Source organism: Pirellulales bacterium (assembly GCA_019694435.1).
In the GTDB taxonomy this organism is placed as follows: domain Bacteria; phylum Planctomycetota; class Planctomycetia; order Pirellulales; family JAEUIK01; genus JAIBBZ01.
This window is the reverse complement of the sequence record JAIBBZ010000029.1, coordinates 61,355-77,332: the sequence shown is the minus strand read 5'-3', so window position 1 is coordinate 77,332 and position 15,978 is coordinate 61,355. Positions and strand designations below refer to the sequence as shown.

The window sequence follows — 15,978 nt, the reverse complement described above, 5'->3', positions numbered from 1 at the left end:
CCCTCGAGCGGCAAAAGGTGAGTATCGGCCGTGGCGACATCGTGCTCATCCGTACCGGGCACTCGAAGCTGTGGATCAAGGACAACGAGACTTACAACTCGGGCGAACCGGGTCTCGGCCTCGAGGCCGCAGCATGGCTGGCCAGCCAGGAAATCGTGCTGGTCGGCGCCGACAATTGGGGCGTTGAAGTCGACCCGCCGCCGGGAGGCAAGCGGCCGATCGAAGTCCACCAGCAGATGATCACTCGCCACGGGATCTATTTCCTGGAGAACCTCGATTTGGAAGAACTCGCCGCGGACCGCTGCTACGAATTCGCCTTCATCTTTGCCCCTCTGCGCCTCAAAGGCGCGACCGGCTCGCCCGGCAACCCGATCGCAGTGCGCTAGCGGCCCAACCGCGGAGGATCGAATTTCGCGGCGCCCGTTGGGAGCATCGACGTCTCGAGCGCCTTCGGCTTGGATTCTCACGCCTGGAGCAGTTCGGTCGTCTTGTCAGCGAAAGCCTCAGGCGCTGTGCGAGGCCACGTAGCCGAAATAGGTGAAGTAGATTCCGACCACCACGCAGACCAACAGGACCACGTTGATGAAGCCTGCCCGGCCGAGCATGCGTGCCTTGGCCGCCACGAGGCCTGGGAACAGGATCAACTCGCTCGCCTTGATCAGGCCGCCCCAGGCCATCAGATGGATCAAAATCGCGGCCGGGCTCGAATAGTCGGAATAATTCGCCGCGATCGCGCCGGTGACCTGCCCCCTCGAATGACACCAGTGTTTAAGTTAGTGCTGCCTGCTGTTGTTTCTCAGCTGTGGCCCGCGGCTGGAGCGTAGCGGAAGCTGCAGGCCACAGGTGGCGCGCCTTCGGGGGGCCGGGGGTCGATAGCCCAACGAACTGTGTGGCCGGACCGTGTTGTACTCGCGCCGCGAACGCTCGATCAAGACTTTGGCCTCCAGCAGCGTGTCAAAGATCTCACGCTCCAAGAGCTCGTCGCGCAACTTGCCGTTGAACGACTCGATATATCCATTCTCCCAGGGACTGCCCGGCTCGATGTACAGCGTCCGCACGCCCACCCGATCCAGCCAATCGCGAACCGCATGCGCCGTGAACTCCGCGCCGTTGTCACTGCGGATGTAATCGGGCACGCCGCGACGGATAAATAAGTCCGTCAAGCGTTACAACACATCTTCACTGGTCAAGCGTCGGGCCACGTCGATCGCCAGGCACTCACGTGTGTACTCGTCGAGCACCGTCAGCATCCGCACCGGCCGGCCGTCGTGCGTGCGCGTCAACACGAAGTCGTAGCTCCAGACGTGATCTCGATGCGCGGGCTGCAGCCGCACACACGAGCCGTCATTCAGCCACAGCCTGCGACGTTTCGGCTGCCTTCAAGCTCTCCTGCCGCCAGAGACGTTCGACCCGCTTGTGATTCACGCGCCACTGCTCGCGCTGGAGCAACGCCGTGATCCGTCGATATCTGTACCGGCCGTATTGGGTCGCCAACTCGATCATCCGCCGCACCAGCCGCGGCTCGTCGCCCGGACTCTGCCGCGGCCGCCGGTGCTGGCTCGAGCGCGACCGGCCCAACACCTGACAAGCCCGACGCTCCGACACGCGCTCGCGGCCCAGGGCACAACGAACGTGCTCGACCGCGCGGCGTCGCTTCGTCGGGCTCAGAAGTTTCCCGAGGCGGCTTCCTTGAGGATCTCCATGTCCAGGGCCTGGTTGGCCACCAGGCGTCGCAGCCGGGCGTTCTCCTTCTCAAGGTCCTTGAGCCGCTTCGCCTGGTCGGTGCGCAGACCGCCGTATTCCTTCCGCCAGCGGTAGTACGTCTGCTCGGTGATCCCCAGCTTCTTGGCGATCTGACCGACGGTCAGCCCCTTGGAGAGCTCGACCTCGGCCTCACGCAACTTGCCGATGATCTGCTCCGCCTGAAATCGCTGCTTGGCCATCTTGCAATCCCTCCTGAAATGAATGACCAGGCCCAAATACTAACCTTCAGGCCGGATCGGTTTTCAGGGGGCAGCTAACAGTCTGCTGGTCGGCGTCGTGCCGCTAATCCTGGACAAGCGAGGGCGCAATCAAAAACCTCTCGTCACAACACCCAATCTCAAGGGCACTTGGGACGAGAGGTTTCCAGAAGGCGGAGGGCATGGGATTCGAACCCACAACCGGTTTCCCGGCATCTGATTTCGAGTCAGACCGCTCACCATTCGCTTACCCTCCGAGCGACCTACCGACCTCAAATTTACCGTCGGCGTATGGCGACTGACAAGGACAGCGAATCGCGGGACCAAGGACCCATTTTCGGGCTCCGATTTGCAGCCCAAGGCCGCGCGGCGGCGTGGGCAGCCTCGGGCGGTTTATGACGGTTCTGCCGCGGGACTTATCGCCGCGGCCGGCTTTGCCGACGGCGAGAAACTGACCTAGGGTTGCGTGACCTGCGCCCCGAACGCCCTGTTCTAGGCTCGACCGATTTTGCAGGGCTCGCGGCGGCGTGACCCGAAGTTCTGGAGTGACAGTTCATGGATCGTTACGCCGGCAAGCGCGACGCCATCAGCGAAGCCATCTCGAACGCCAACGCTGGCCCGCGCGGCGCAGGGATTCTGGCCTGCCACATCATGACGCCGTCGCCGACCACCGTGGGCCCCGATGTCTCGGTCCTCGAACTCGCCCGGCTGATCCATGCCCGCGAGTGCCGCCACATGCTCGTGGCCGACGAGCATCAGCATCTGCTAGGCGTGATCAGCGATCGCGATGTGATTCGCTGCTTTGGGCCGTCGGAGTTTCCCGATCATCAGTTGCTCGAGCAGATTCGCACGCGCGACATCATGAGCACCGACGTGATCACGATTACTCCCTACGCGAGCCTCGAAGACGCCGTGGCATTGATGGTCGACCACGGCATCAGTTGCCTGCCGGTGATCGCCGGCGGCGCGCTGATCGGCATTCTGACCAACACCGACCTGTTCTTGGTGTTGCAGTTCCTACTGCAACAGACTCGCGAGCCGAACCTGGTTCCAAGCATCTAGAGCCCGGAATCGCCCGCTGTCGAACGCTTGCCCAGGCAGGGCCTCGACGCCTGGCGCGGCGCGGCGCCGAGGCGTCCCACGGCCTGCGTGTTTGCAGGGATGCCAAGGTCGCGGCTTTCTGCTCCGCGGCAAGGTTCGTTTCCGAGGCGTGGGCGGGATCGTTGTTCCCGGGCCGTTCGGCGGCGATGGAACCCTCCGTAAGTCTCCTGCTCGCGCACCTGCGCGTACGGCCTGACAGCGATTCCTGGCTGGAATGGCAACAGAAGTCGCAGAGGCGTGCCCAGACGGACCGCGCAGCGCCCGACGACGGCGCCGATTGCTCCAGTTGGGGCCGATCGTGGCGCCCGCAGGGCCTCGCTGAACTACCGATTTTCACGGTGGTTTTGTCCGAGACCGGCGGTCTATTTTGCCTGGGTTCCGCCATTCGCCGAGGACGATAAGTCGCGTACCTCTCGTGAAACTCTCCTCTAGCCCCCGGCGGACGACATATGGCCAAGGAAATCTTTCGTGTGGTGACCCGTGGCGCAGACGGGAAGCTCCGCATCAAGGATTACGCCAAGCCCGATCCCCTGTTGCGTATGCATGCTCAAATCGGCGTGGACGATTGCAGCACCGACCTGGAGCTGCGCGGGATGCCGGTGTTTCGTGGATTGATTGGTCCGATGCCCGAAGGCAAGACGGTGATTCGCTACGAATCGCCGGATGTGTTCGAGACGCTGACCAAGGAATGGAGCCAGACGCGCCCCAGCCGGCGCAAGACCGCGGTTAATGGCCCGATGATCGACGTCAGCGGCCCGGTGCAGGCCCAATAGCGGTTCGACGGGCCGCGGCCCCCTCTTGCAAAATCCCACGGCGACGGCCACTTTGGGGGCGTGTTTGCGCTGGCGAACGGCGCAAACACGTTCCTTCGCCCGAGGCGCCGCCGATGATCAATCCCGACTTGCTCAACTTGCTGCGCTGCCCGCAGGATCGCTCCCGGGTGGCCGAGGCCGATGCCGCGTTGATCGACGCCCTGAACGGGGCCATCGCGGCTGGTCGGCTGCGCAATCAGGGTGGTTCTGAGATCCGCAAGCCGCTCGACGGCGGACTCGTGCGCGAAGACCGCAAGCTGCTCTACCCGGTCGTCGATGGGCTGCCCATCATGCTGGCCGACGAAGCGATTCCGTTGGATCAGCTCTAGACCCCGGGATCGCCGCCCCAAGAAGCCTTGCCCGAGGGAGCTCCAGCATGAGCGAAAAGACCGTCTTCAAGCGGATCATCGATCGGGAAATCCCGGCCAAGATCGTTCACGAGGACGAGCATTGCCTGGCGTTTCACGACATCAACCCGGGCGCGCCGACCCACGTGCTGGTGATCCCGAAACGCGAAATTCCGTCATTGGCCGATCTGACCGACGCCGACCGCGCGCTGGCAGGGCACCTGTTGTTCACAGCCACGCAATTGGCCCAAAAACTCGGGCTATCGGGAGGCTACCGCGTGGTCGTCAATTGCGGTCCCGACGGAGGGCAGTCGGTCGATCACTTGCACCTGCATCTGCTGGGGGGCCGCAGCCTGAGCTGGCCGCCCGGCTGACGGGACCCGTCTCAGGCCGAGCGCCGCAACGCAGCGGCCGTATGGTCGGCCAACGGTTGCGCGCAATGTCCGGACAGGGCCTGCCCCTGGCCACGCGCTCCATGCCCCGGACCGACGAGCTCCTCGCGCTGCACGGCTACGTGCTTTGGCGCTTCAATGCCCAGGCGAATCGTTCGGCCACGGACCTCGAGCACGGTCAGACGGATTCCACCGTCGATCAGAATTGAATCGCCGGGCTTGCGAGACAGGATCAGCATGGTGATATCCTCCGTGAACGTGTGCATTATTGTCGGGTACAGACCAATGGCAACCAATCGTCGCGCCGAGCGGCAGCGCGGCCATCGCGCATTGCCGCAGGGCTAGGGTGCTTCCAGACGAACGGCATAACGGGCCACCAGGTCCGGCAGTAATTCGCCCAATCGCACGGGCTCAGGCGGCGAGATTTCGGCCGCATGAGCGCGTGCGCCGCGCGACGCCACGGCAAGCTGCGCGGACATGCCGTGCGAAATTGTCGGGTGTCGTCCACCCAACTGGGGAGACGAGAATCCCTCGGCCAGCGCTGCCGGGCGATCCAGCGTTATTTGGCGATGCTGACAGGGGGCGTCCGGGTAGCTCGCCCTGGATTCGCCAGGCGGCTGCCAAGCAGCCTTGTCCCGTGGCGAAGCGGAGCGATACATTTCCACAGCCAGTTGCGCGGTTTCCACGGTCGAATTCCTCTCAGCAAATCGTGCCCTTCGTCAGGCAGACGGGCTGCCCAGTCCCGACAGGGACCAACGTATCAGATACTGTACGTTTGTCAACTAATCGGGGTTCGGCGAAATTTGCTGGGTGGCTGGCGCAAAAAAACAGGCCCGGCGCCATCACATGGGCCGGGCCGTGTTGTCTGCGCCCTGTCGTGTGCCGGTCCTTCGAGGAGCGGTACTCGCGTTGATCGACGAGCGGACGATACTTGCGTTAGGCGTGTTCGCGCGACTTAGACGCGATCCTTCAGGCCCTTCAGCGGGCTGATCTTCACCACGTTGCGGGCCGGCTTGGCCTTGAACATGGTTTCTTCGCCCGTGAACGGGTTGATGCCCTTGCGGGCCTTCGTGGCGGGCTTGCGCACCACCTTCACGCGCATCAGGCCGGGCACGACAAACTTGCCGGGGCCCTTCTTGCCCAGGCTCTTCACCATCAGTTCGCCCAGGCCCTCGACGACGGCGCCGACCTGCTTCTTGGTCAGCCCGGTCGATTCGGCCAGAGAGGCCAGGACCTCGGACTTGCTCATTGCCTTCTCACTCGCGGCAGCTTTGGCCATCTTGCATCCTTCAAATGTGACAGACCGCTGATTTGTCCTCGCACGTCCGCACTCGGACATGCTTGCCGATGCGGACTTATAGCACTTTTCGCGGAAGAATGCCTAGATCAATCGCAAAAACCCCGAACTTTTTGCGTCTGGCAGTCGGACGGGCTGGGTTTTTTCGGGCAATTTGTACTCCCCCCGTGCAGGATCGACGCCCTGTCCCAGCCGGGCTCTCGCTTACCATCGCACGGTCCGCGGGCCTGATTTGCCGCGAGATTCTGCGGGAATTTTCGTCAAAACCCGTTCGCCGGGCCGGTCGCGACCCAGCCGTACGGTGTAGTTGCCGGGGGCGAACACCGGCAGTAAGAAGCGGTCGCCCGAGGCGCGAAACGCATACAGCACCTCGCCATTTGCCTCGGCGATCACCTCGACGACCGGGTCGCGCTGATTCTCGCAGACCAGTTCCGGCAGCCAGGCGGCCGGCGTGCGGCCGTCGTTCTGGTCGAGTTCGACCGTCACCGGCCACCCAGGAAACTGGGCCGAGTCGCCTTGGCGGGCATCTGCGAATCGCGGCCAGCATTCGATCGTCGCTCGCCGCGCGCGCTTGTCGATCCGCACGAGTCCATACCCGTCGCCGCGCTGTCGCTCGTCGTTGATGTCGCCAGGGTTCGCATAGGCGAGCATCGTGAGCAGGTTGCCAAAGCCGTCGCGATAGTCGCCCGTCCAAGGCAACGGGCAGTCGATGCGCGCATGGGCGCCGGGTTGTTCGTCTTCTGGATGCCACCATCGCCCATAGATCGTGTTGACCAACGCAGGGCTGGTGAATGCATACGGACCGTCGCCAAAGCGGTCGATACCGTGCTTGACGACGACGGCCAGGTGCTGATCGCCGCACAGGTGCAGTGCCCGCACGCGGCGCAGCGCCACGAGCGCGCGGCGCCTGGCCGACTGCGGCCAGCCATTGCAGTCCAAATCGGCCAGCAGCCGTCCGTCGGCCGTACCATGCATGTGCACCGCGCCGCACAAGGCCGTTTGGGAGAGCACGACTTTCAACTCCGCGCCGGTCCAATCGCCGGCCCAGTCGTTCAAGAAACGCTCCTGCCGCGGGCCCAGCAGCTCGAGGCCCGGCAAGTCGACGCTGGCCGGGTCGTAATGCTTGTCGGTGATATGGTCGGGCCGCGGGCCGAGCTGCGGCACTGCGCCGACGGGCGCGGATTTGAACTTGCGGTCTTCGAGGATGGCACAATCGATGCCGCCGCAGCGCAAGCGCGTGAAATACACGCCGATGCCGCGTTCGAGCGGCGCAGGATCGACCGCATCGGGCAAGTGCCAGGTCTGCTGGCGCTGGACCATGTTGACGTAGGCCACGGGATACTGGTAGCCGCCGTCGGCGTTGCCCGCCAAGGTCGAACGCTTGCCGCCGGCGCCCCAGAGATTCGGGTGCCCCACGTCGTGGTCGTCGGGGATCGTGATCGTCGGCCGATCGCGAATGACGTCGCGGAACTGCAGGCCGAACTCGATCCAGCCGGCGGTGTGCTCGGTGTGCCGATAGGTTTGGTCGCCCGCGAAAAACAACAGGTCGGGATCCTGGTAGCGAAGATTGTCGATGATCTCCGGACGCAGGCCCGTCGTGCGGCTCGAATTGCACGACATCGTGGCGATCGCGATCACCGGCTTGTCGCGCGGATCGCGCCGCACGAGTCCTGCGAATTCGGCCCGATCGCCATGGCGCACGCGGTAAGGCACGTCCTGCGTCCCATCCGAGGCGGTGACGCGAAAATGCGCGCTCCAACCGGGATACAGCACCGGTGCGCGGGCAACTTCGACCCATTGGCCGTCGCGCTGCAGCTCGAGCCGCGCCTCGCGCGGTTCGCCTGGCCGCAACGGGAACAATTGCGCGGTGAGCTTCAACACGCCGGCATCGTGCGTATACAACGCAAAGGCAATCACCTCCGCGCGTGGCACATCCAGTTGCGGGGGCGGGTTGGGGCCTTTCGCCTTACGGGTCCACCAATCGCCGACGGCCAACGAATCGAGCTGTGGATAATCGGCGCCAAAGGGCCGCGGCTCGTCGCCGCCGCGCGCGGCGCCGGGGTGCCAGATCAGGGCGAGGAGCAACAGCCAGCGGCAATTCATCGAAGAACCTGTTGAGGGTTTGAGACGGGGTCGAGCGCCACAAACGTGTCGTATCCAAGCTCTCGTATCGTAGCCGAAGCAGCCGGATGACTTCATCGACAAGCCGGGCTATGCTCGTCGCTGTTGCCGGGGGAGAGACGCTTCGCAGAGGACTTCACGATGCGGCCGACACTGTTGCGCGGATTCTGCGGCGGACTGTTGCTGCTGGCGTGGGCGGTGGGGATGCCTTGCGCCCGGGCCGAGGAGACGGCGCTCGACCGTTATCTGGCCCAGCCCGATCCGGCTTATGGCTGGAAGCTCGTCGACAGCCATCCCGGCGAGTTGCACGGTCAGGCCTACACGGCACACGTGCTCGAGTTGACTTCGCAGACCTGGCGCAGCACGGCGGAGGTCGACCGGCCCGTTTGGAAACACTGGCTGACGATCGTCTGTCCGGCCAAAGTTCGCCCGGGCGTGGGCTTCTTGTTCATCGGCGGCGGCAATAACAACGATCCCGCACCCACCGCGGCGTCGGAGCGCGTCGCGGCGCTGGCCGTGGGCACGCAAACGGTCGTCGCCGAATTGGGCATGGTGCCCAATCAGCCGCTGACTTTCAGAGATACGCCCGACGCGCATCGCTTTGAAGACGACCTGATCGCTTATAGCCGCGTGCGTTACATGGCCACACGTGACGAGCTCTGGCTCGTGCGGCTGGCCATGGTGAAAAGCGCGGTCCGTGCTCTCGACGCGATGACCGAATTCGCGGCCAGCGAAGCCGGCGGCAAGCTGGCGCTCGAACGATTCGTCGTGGCCGGCGGGTCGAAACGCGGCTGGACCACGTGGCTGACCGCCGTCGAAGATCCGCGCGTGATCGCGATCGTGCCGCTGGTCATCGACGCTTTGAATTCCGAGGCGATTACCCGGCATCATCTCGCTGCGTACGGGTTCTTCTCGTCGGCGCTCGACGATTACGTCAAGCACGGGCTGTTCCCGGGCAAGCTGGGCACGCCCGAGTATCGCGCCGTGCTGGCGATCGAAGACCCTTACCAGTACCGCCAGCGCGACCGGCTGCGAATTCCAAAATTGCTGATTAACGCGGCGGGCGACGAATTCTTCCTGCCAGACAATTCGCACCTTTACTACCACGAGATGCCCGAGGAAAAGCATCTGCGCTACGTGCCGAACGCCAAACACTCGCTGGCCGGCAGCGATGCCCGCGAGACGCTGCAGGCCTTTTATGAATGCGTGCTGCACCACAAGGCGCGGCCGCGCTTCGGTTGGCAGCGAACGGCCGCGGGCACCTTGCACGTGACGGCCGACGACCCGCCGCGCGAGGTCAAGCTCTGGCAGGCCACGAACCCCCAGGCCCGTGATTTCCGGCTTGACGTGATTGGGCCGGCCTATCTGAGCACGCCGGTGGCCGCGGCTGCGCCGGGAGTGTTCGAGGTGACGGTCGCCGCGCCGGCCACGGGGTATACGGCATTTTTTCTGGAACTGACGTTCGACGTGGGCGCGAGCTATCCGCTCAAGCTGACCACCGACGTGTGCGTGGTGCCCGACGTGCTGCCCTTTGCCGAGAAGGCGGGCCTGGCACCGGGCGGCAAATGAACCAGGAGGCGAGCGTGTCGAGGACTTTGCTGCGTGGGAATTGGGGTCGGTGCTGGTCGTTCCTGGCGCTGCTGACGCTGCCAGGCACGGGGTACGGTGCGGAACCTGCGCCGCGCCAGGTCGAACCGGCCGTGGAAACCGGACGGGCGACGCTGGTCAGCATCGAGGAAAGCTTCAACCCGGCCGAGCTGACGCTCGCAGGGAGCGAGTTGGTGCCCGATTGCCCGGTGAAGTGGCGCGTGACCAAGCAGCGGCTCGCCGGCGGAAAACAGGAAGGCGTCGACCTGATTACGCTGGCCGTGGGCGACTTGGAGATCGTGGTGGTCCCGACGCGCGGGCTGTCGATCTGGTCGGCCCAACGCGGCCGCGTGCGCCTGGGCTGGAAATCGCCCGTCCGCGACATCGTGCACCCGCAATTCGTGAATCTGTCGGCGCGCGGCGGCTTGGGCTGGCTCGACGGCTTCGGCGCCTGGCTGTGTCGTTGCGGCTTGGAAAACAACGGCCACCCGGGCCGCGACGTGATCGTCGACAACACGGGGAAAAAAACCGAAGTCGAACTGACGCTGCACGGCAAGCTCGACTACCTGCCTGCGCAACAAGTTGATGTTGTCTACGAAAAACAGGCGCCGTATCGCGTCTCACTCCTCGGCGACGTCTATGAAACGATGGTGCATGGCCCGAAGCTGCTGTTGCGGACCACGCTGATCATCGAGCCGGGCAAATCGGCGTTTTCGATCGTCGACGACGTCGTCAACGTCGGCGGCACGCCGAGCGAGTTCCAGATGCTCTACCACGCGAACTTCGGTCCGCCGCTCTTGGAGTCGCAGGCGCGGTTCGTCGCGCCGGTCGCGCAGGTCACGCCGATGAACGACGTCGCCGCTCAGAGCGATCCGCATCGGTTCGGCGAATACGAGGGGCCGGTCGCCGGCTACGTCGAACAGGTTTATTGTCTGCGGCCCTATGCGGACAAAGGTGGCCAGACGCTCTGCTTTCTGCAAAACGCGGCGGGCGACCTGGCGTGTTCGTTCCGCTATTACCTGCAGAATCTGCCCTACCTGACCGTGTGGAAAAACACGGCGCACGAGCACGACGGCTATGTGACCGGCATCGAGCCGGGCACGAACTTTCCCTATAACCGCAAGCACGAGCGCGAACACGGCCGGGTCTCCCGGCTCGAGGCGGGCGCCAAGCAGTCGTTCCTGTTGATCGTCGGCCTGCACGACCAGGCAGGCGAAATCGCCAAGCTCGGCGCGGAAGTCAAGCAGATTCAAGCCGGCCGCGAGACGAAATACGATCGCGAGCCGGAAGTCGTGGACCATGACTGACGCCGCGGCGCGGGCCGACGAAGCCGGGCGGGCCGCGCTACCGGACGCCGCGCCGCCGACCGCTGAGCCGCTGGTTTGCCGGCTGCATATGTTCGTGGCCTTCGATTGGGGCGACGCGGTCGACCTGCAGCGTGCGGCCGCTTTGTTGTCGGCGGCGGCGGCCCCCCTGCCCCGGCGGCGGCGCACGCCAACGTCGATTTCGTTTCGCCCGCCGCCGCTGCGCGTGCGTTCCGCACCGGTGCCGTTGGAATTGCCCGTCGTGGGAGCCTTGTCGGCGACGGTCGAAACGGTGATTTTCGATTTCGCCGCCGTGAGCGTGGCCTTGCGCTGCGATCTGCACGCCCGCCCCGGCGACTTGCCGGCCCTGGCGGCGGCGCTGATCGACGCCGAGCCGCTGATTGCCGTGGCCCGCCGCACGGCGCGGCTGCATTTCGCCGCGATTCAGCCGGCCATCGAACGGCCCAAGTTCGGCGAACTGACCGAGGAGTATTTCGTCTTCGAGTTCGCCACGACTTCCGGCTTGCCCCAGCCCGAGGAGCTGCTGGCGCGCCACCCGGCCTGGCTGGCGGCGCTGGTCCGCCTCGAGGCGGGACCCTTGAGCGTGGAAGAAGCCGCCGAGGCGGTCCGCGTCCGGATGTCGTACAGCCCGCGCGATTTGTTCGTCTGCGATTGGTCCGCGGCCGTGCTGATCGACGACGACTGCGATGAGACGCTGCAGACGATCGAGTTCGCGAACTTGCAATTGCTCGAGTTTCGCGATTTGGACAATCACCTCGACGAGCAACTGGCCGAGTCGTACCGCACGATCGGCCCCATGGCGCGAGGATGGCTGCCGTTTTGGCGCACGCACACGCGGCAACTTCGCGGTCTGGGACGGTTGCGGCTCGAAGCCAACGACCAATTCGAACGCACCGGCAATGTCTTGAAACTCGTGGGCGATCAATACCTGGCCCGGGTGTATCGCAACCTCTCGGCCCGATTTCATCTCGACGCCTGGCAGAAGAGCATCCAGGAATCGCTTGACGTGCTCGAGGGGGCTTACCAGGTCGTCGCCGATCAGGCCGCCACCTATCGGGCCGAATTGATGGAGCTGATCATCATCGTCTTGATCTTGTTCGAGATCGTGATGACGCTCGCGCGACATTAAATCGCATACTGTCGGGGTGTTTTTTTACCCCGTTTTCCCGTTGGGCGCGGCAGTGTGCGATAATTGTCTGGGGCACGAGCACCTGAATTCCCTACCGGCGATTTCGCCATGCCACATGGCCTTGACCAGGATCCGACGCCGATGTTCCAGCACCTGGGCCTGGCCCTGGCGCTGGGGCTGCTCGTCGGGCTGCAACGCGAGCGGTCGGGAGCGAGCCTGGCGGGCTTGCGCACCTTTCCGTTGATCACCGTGCTGGGCACGTTGAGCGCCACGCTGGCCGGCATCTACGGCGGCTGGCTGATCGCCGCGGCGCTGTTGGCCGTGCTCGGGGTCATCCTCATCGGCAATCTCGGCCCTGCGCGCCAGGACGACCCGTCTTTGGGCACGACGACCGAGTTCGCCGTACTGCTGATGTTCATCGTGGGCGCTTACCTCGCGGTGGGCCCGTGGATCGTTGCCGTCGCGGTGGGTGCCGGCGTGGCCGTGCTGTTGCATCTAAAGCCGGAGCTGCACGTCCTCGCGCGGCGGTTGACGAATGAAGACTTCAAGGCGGTGATGCAGTTCGTGTTGATCACCTGCGTGGTCCTGCCGGTCGTGCCGAATCGTCCCCTGATTGAACATCTCCACGCGCTGAATCCGTACGAAGTCTGGCTGATGGTGGTGCTGATCGTGGGGATCAGCCTGGCCGGATATGTCGCCTATCGGCTGTTTGGCCAGAGTGCCGGCGTCTTGCTGGCGGGGCTCTTGGGTGGTGCGATTTCGAGCACCGCGACGACGGCCGGTTACTCCCGGCGCACGGCACGCGACCCGGACGGCACGGCCCAGGCCGCCGTGGTGATTGCGATCGCGGCCGTCACCGTGTTTGCCCGCGTGCTCGGCGAGATGGCCGTCGTTTCGTCGCGCTTGGCGTGGGCAGCGGCGTGGCCGGTCGCACTGGTCTTGGCAGCGGGTGCCGCGCCGCTGGCCGTCGGCTGGCTGCGTTTGCGGGGGACCGCGGCCCGATTGCCCGAGCAAGCCAACCCCACGGAACTGAAATCGGCGCTGGTATTCGCGGCTTTGTACGGTCTGGTCAACCTGGCCTTGGCCGCGGCCCGGGAATACCTGCACGTCGAAGGGCTGTACCTCGTGGCCATGCTTTCAGGCCTCACCGACATGGACGCGATTACGCTGTCGACGGCCCAGCTTGTCGAAGGCCAACGGCTGGAACCGGCGATCGGCTGGCGGCTCGTGCTCACGGCAGGCATCGCCAACCTGGTCTTCAAGGCGGGCATCGTCGCCACGCTTGCTCCGCGCACCCTGCTCGCGCGCGTGGCCGGCTACTTCTTGGCACCGCTCGTGGCCGCGGCCGCGCTCATCGCCCTTTGGCCCTAATTCACCGGGCAGGCGCGGTGCAGCGCCGCCTACGGCCAGCGCGCAAGACGCGCGCCCGATCAACCGGGGGGTGTGCTCAAATGTGCCAGGCAGCCTTGGCGCGATGCCCTCCATGGTCTGCGATCCGGGGTTTTTCGGGGTTTCCAGCCGCGGCATGGGGTTTGCCCGACAGCGCTTAGCGGGATTCGAAGGCTCTGTGACTGCACGATCGAGTCTCGCTCAAGGCATTCAAGGGTTCGATGGTAGGGAGCCAACCATGGAAACGCTCGTCCTGGCGACGTCCGACGTGACGGCGGCCGACTCGACCGCGAATGTCCGTACCGCCCCTGAATCATTGGTCACGGCGGCCGGTCGACTAGGGTTCTTTGGTCCGGGAGTGCGCTGCACCGAGCGCGTCGAGACGCATATCTCCTGGGTCTTCCTCACGCCCCAGTTCGCCTACAAGGCCAAGAAGCCGGTCCACTTCGAGTTCCTCGACTTCAGCACCGTCGAGGCCCGCCGGGTCATGTGCGAGACCGAGGTCCGGCTCAACCGTCGCCTGGCCCCAGAGGTCTATCTCGACGTGGTGCCGGTGACGCGCGAAGCGGGCGGACGGCTCAAGCTTGCCGGTAGCGGCCCGGTGGTTGATTGGCTTGTGAAGATGCGCCGCTTGCCCGCCGATTGCATGCTCGACGAGCTGATTCGCCGGCGTGCGCTGAAAAAGGGCGATTGCCAGCGCATCGCTGCACGGCTGGCCGCGTTTTACCAGCGCGCCGTGCCGTTGCTCGCTTTTGCCGAACAATTCCGCGGTCAGATCGAGGCCCACGTGCGGGCCAACCTGGCCGAGCTGCGCAACGTCCGTCACGAGTTGCCCGCCGACCTGGTGGCTCGCGTGCATGCAGCGCAGTTGTTGATGCTGCAAGCGGACGCCGAGCTGTTTGCCGCGCGGGTCTGCGACGGGCGAATCGTCGACGGACACGGCGACCTGCGGCCGGAGCACATTTGCGTGTTGCCGGTACCGGTCGTATTTGATTGCCTGGAGTTCAGCGCCGAGCTGCGCTGCGTCGACATCGCCGACGAGTTGAGCTTCTTGGCGATGGAGTGCGATCTGCTCGGCGCAGCCGAGGTCGGGCAATGCCTGTTTGGCGAGTACGCGCGCCTCAGCGGCGATGCACCGCCACCGCGGCTGGTGACGTTCTACAAGTCGTACCGTGCCTGTGTGCGCGCCAAGGTCGCCGCCCTGCGCGCGGCTCAACTGACCGGCGTCGAGCGCGAAGCCGCGCGGCAGCAGGCCCAGGCCTATCTGCAACTTGCCGGCCAATACACCGAGCAACTGGGCCAGCCGCCGGTGCTGATCGTTGGCGGCCTGATGGGTACGGGCAAGTCGACATTGGCGCGCGCCTTGGCCGAACAGCTCGGGCTCGCGCCGCATTCGACTGACGCCATTCGCCGCGAACAGCTCGGGGCCGAATCGAGCTCGGCGGACTACGGCGCCGGCAACTATCGGCCCGAGCTGCGCGAGGCGGTCTATCGCGAGTTGTTCCGCCGCGCGGAACGCGACTTGGAGCGCGGCTTGCCCGTGGTCCTCGACGGCACTTTTCTGACGACGGCCCTGCGCCGCGAGGCGGCCGACTTGGCGCAGCGGCACGGCGCCAGGCCGCTGTTGGTGCGGTGCGTGTGCCCGAGCGATGAGGCCGTGCGGCGGATTGCTCAGCGTGCGGCCGAGGGTAACGACGCCTCGGAGGCGCGGCCGGAGCTTTATGCCAGGCAGCGCGACGAAGAACAACCGCTGCCGTCCGGCGTCGCGGCGGCCGATGTCGACACGACGAATTGCCTGAGCGGCCAGTTGCAGGCAGTCTGGCAGCACTTGGGGGCGGTAGTGCCTTCGCGCTAGCTGTCAGGCCGCACGGTTCCAGGCGGCGATGCCGCGATCTCGTCGGCCAATTCGCGCATCATGACAACGGTGCGGGCCAGTTCTTCGACCAGCGGCGAATGGTCCGTGGCGCGCAGCGTTTCGACCAGCGTTTCGTAATACCAGAGCGTGCCTTCGCGGTGGCCGGCGAAACGTGCCCACACCAGGTCGCCGTGGCGGCGCAGATCGCTGACAATCGCCCGGGCGTTGTGCAGCTTGTCGGCCGCGGAGACCCGGCGCGCTGCCGGCGAGGCGGTGGCCAGGTGCGCGATGTAGGCTTCTTTGCGCGGCTTCCACGGAGGTTTGGGCACCGTGTCGGTATCGGTGCAGGCAGCGACGATGGCCGCGACTTCGTCGCCGAACTCGGCACGGATTCGCGCGAGCGTCGGCGGCCCACCTTGATCTTCCACGGCGTCGTGCAACAGGGCTGCGATGGCCTCGTCTTCGGTACCACCGTGCTCGAGCACGATCGCTGCGACGGCCAACAGGTGCGAGACGTAGGGCGTGTCAGTCGCCTTGCGGCGCTGCGCGAGATGGAGTCGATGGGCCAGTACCAGGGCCTGTTCGAAGCGTTCGGTCAGCATCGTGCATCGAGTCCTGCGGGCCGTCTGTGCGCGTTTTGTCGCCGCTGCCGGCCAAGAACG

At 65.2% G+C, this 15,978-nt stretch carries 16 protein-coding genes, 1 tRNA gene and 1 pseudogene; 10 read left to right on the top strand and 8 right to left on the bottom strand.

The features are described 5' to 3' along the window. Positions 1–386 (top strand): cyclase family protein (locus tag K1X74_18330; protein MBX7168299.1); only part of this gene is annotated, 386 nt, incomplete at its 5' end. A gap of 117 nt (positions 387–503) precedes the next feature. On the opposite strand, the gene K1X74_18325 is transcribed toward K1X74_18330, so the two are convergent. From K1X74_18325 to K1X74_18315, 3 genes and pseudogenes are all read right to left on the bottom strand, one after another. Further along, a complete protein-coding gene (locus tag K1X74_18325; protein ID MBX7168298.1) occupies positions 504–677 on the bottom strand; it encodes a hypothetical protein in 174 nt (57 codons plus the stop codon). Positions 678–857: 180 nt separating this feature from the next. Beyond that, positions 858–1,943: pseudogene (locus K1X74_18320) on the bottom strand (IS3 family transposase). A gap of 192 nt (positions 1,944–2,135) precedes the next feature. Beyond that, positions 2,136–2,217: transfer RNA gene (locus K1X74_18315), tRNA-Ser, on the bottom strand. A gap of 299 nt (positions 2,218–2,516) precedes the next feature. On the opposite strand from K1X74_18315, the gene K1X74_18310 reads away from it, so the two are divergent. The 4 genes from K1X74_18310 (at position 2,517) to K1X74_18295 (ending at position 4,595) form a co-directional block, all read left to right on the top strand. Next, positions 2,517–3,023 carry a CBS domain-containing protein gene (locus K1X74_18310; protein MBX7168297.1) on the top strand — a complete coding sequence of 169 codons (507 nt, stop codon included), beginning with the start codon at positions 2,517–2,519 and terminating at the stop codon, positions 3,021–3,023. A 488-nt stretch (positions 3,024–3,511) separates the two neighbouring features. After that, positions 3,512–3,835, top strand: a complete 324-nt coding sequence (locus K1X74_18305; GenBank protein MBX7168296.1) for a hypothetical protein — start codon at positions 3,512–3,514, stop codon at positions 3,833–3,835. Between the two features lie 113 nt (positions 3,836–3,948). Beyond that, a complete protein-coding gene (locus K1X74_18300) occupies positions 3,949–4,203 on the top strand; it encodes a Trm112 family protein (GenBank protein ID MBX7168295.1) in 255 nt (84 codons plus the stop codon). 47 nt (positions 4,204–4,250) lie between these two features. Beyond that, on the top strand, positions 4,251–4,595 hold the full coding sequence (locus K1X74_18295; protein MBX7168294.1) for a histidine triad nucleotide-binding protein: 345 nt from the start codon (positions 4,251–4,253) through the stop codon (positions 4,593–4,595). 11 nt (positions 4,596–4,606) lie between these two features. On the opposite strand, the gene K1X74_18290 is transcribed toward K1X74_18295, so the two are convergent. From K1X74_18290 to K1X74_18275, 4 genes are all read right to left on the bottom strand, one after another. Further along, on the bottom strand, positions 4,607–4,852 hold the full coding sequence (locus K1X74_18290; protein MBX7168293.1) for a carbon storage regulator: 246 nt from the start codon (positions 4,850–4,852) through the stop codon (positions 4,607–4,609). A 102-nt stretch (positions 4,853–4,954) separates the two neighbouring features. Continuing rightward, positions 4,955–5,092 (bottom strand): hypothetical protein, encoded by a 138-nt coding sequence (locus K1X74_18285; protein ID MBX7168292.1) that lies wholly within the window; start codon positions 5,090–5,092, stop codon positions 4,955–4,957. 476 nt (positions 5,093–5,568) lie between these two features. Beyond that, positions 5,569–5,892: an HU family DNA-binding protein gene (locus K1X74_18280; GenBank protein ID MBX7168291.1), complete on the bottom strand. Its 324-nt coding sequence runs from the start codon at positions 5,890–5,892 to the stop codon at positions 5,569–5,571. A gap of 222 nt (positions 5,893–6,114) precedes the next feature. Next, positions 6,115–8,013, bottom strand: coding sequence for a hypothetical protein (locus tag K1X74_18275; protein MBX7168290.1), 1,899 nt, complete (start codon positions 8,011–8,013; stop codon positions 6,115–6,117). A gap of 159 nt (positions 8,014–8,172) precedes the next feature. Here K1X74_18275 and K1X74_18270 point away from each other — a divergent pair, with 159 nt between their 5' ends. From K1X74_18270 to K1X74_18250, 5 genes are all read left to right on the top strand, one after another. Further along, positions 8,173–9,600 carry a PhoPQ-activated pathogenicity-related family protein gene (locus K1X74_18270; protein MBX7168289.1) on the top strand — a complete coding sequence of 476 codons (1,428 nt, stop codon included), beginning with the start codon at positions 8,173–8,175 and terminating at the stop codon, positions 9,598–9,600. A gap of 14 nt (positions 9,601–9,614) precedes the next feature. After that, positions 9,615–10,925, top strand: a complete 1,311-nt coding sequence (locus K1X74_18265; GenBank protein MBX7168288.1) for an aldose 1-epimerase family protein — start codon at positions 9,615–9,617, stop codon at positions 10,923–10,925. After that, positions 10,918–12,072: a hypothetical protein gene (locus K1X74_18260; GenBank protein MBX7168287.1), complete on the top strand. Its 1,155-nt coding sequence runs from the start codon at positions 10,918–10,920 to the stop codon at positions 12,070–12,072. Before K1X74_18265 ends, K1X74_18260 begins: the two co-directional genes overlap by 8 nt. 108 nt (positions 12,073–12,180) lie before the next feature. Next, complete coding sequence (locus tag K1X74_18255) at positions 12,181–13,443, top strand: DUF4010 domain-containing protein (protein MBX7168286.1); 1,263 nt, start codon at positions 12,181–12,183, stop codon at positions 13,441–13,443. A 256-nt stretch (positions 13,444–13,699) separates the two neighbouring features. After that, positions 13,700–15,316: an AAA family ATPase gene (locus tag K1X74_18250; GenBank protein ID MBX7168285.1), complete on the top strand. Its 1,617-nt coding sequence runs from the start codon at positions 13,700–13,702 to the stop codon at positions 15,314–15,316. On the opposite strand, the gene K1X74_18245 is transcribed toward K1X74_18250, so the two are convergent. Next, positions 15,313–15,918 (bottom strand): HD domain-containing protein, encoded by a 606-nt coding sequence (locus K1X74_18245; protein MBX7168284.1) that lies wholly within the window; start codon positions 15,916–15,918, stop codon positions 15,313–15,315. The genes K1X74_18250 and K1X74_18245 overlap by 4 nt on opposite strands. Positions 15,919–15,978: the final 60 nt, after the last annotated feature.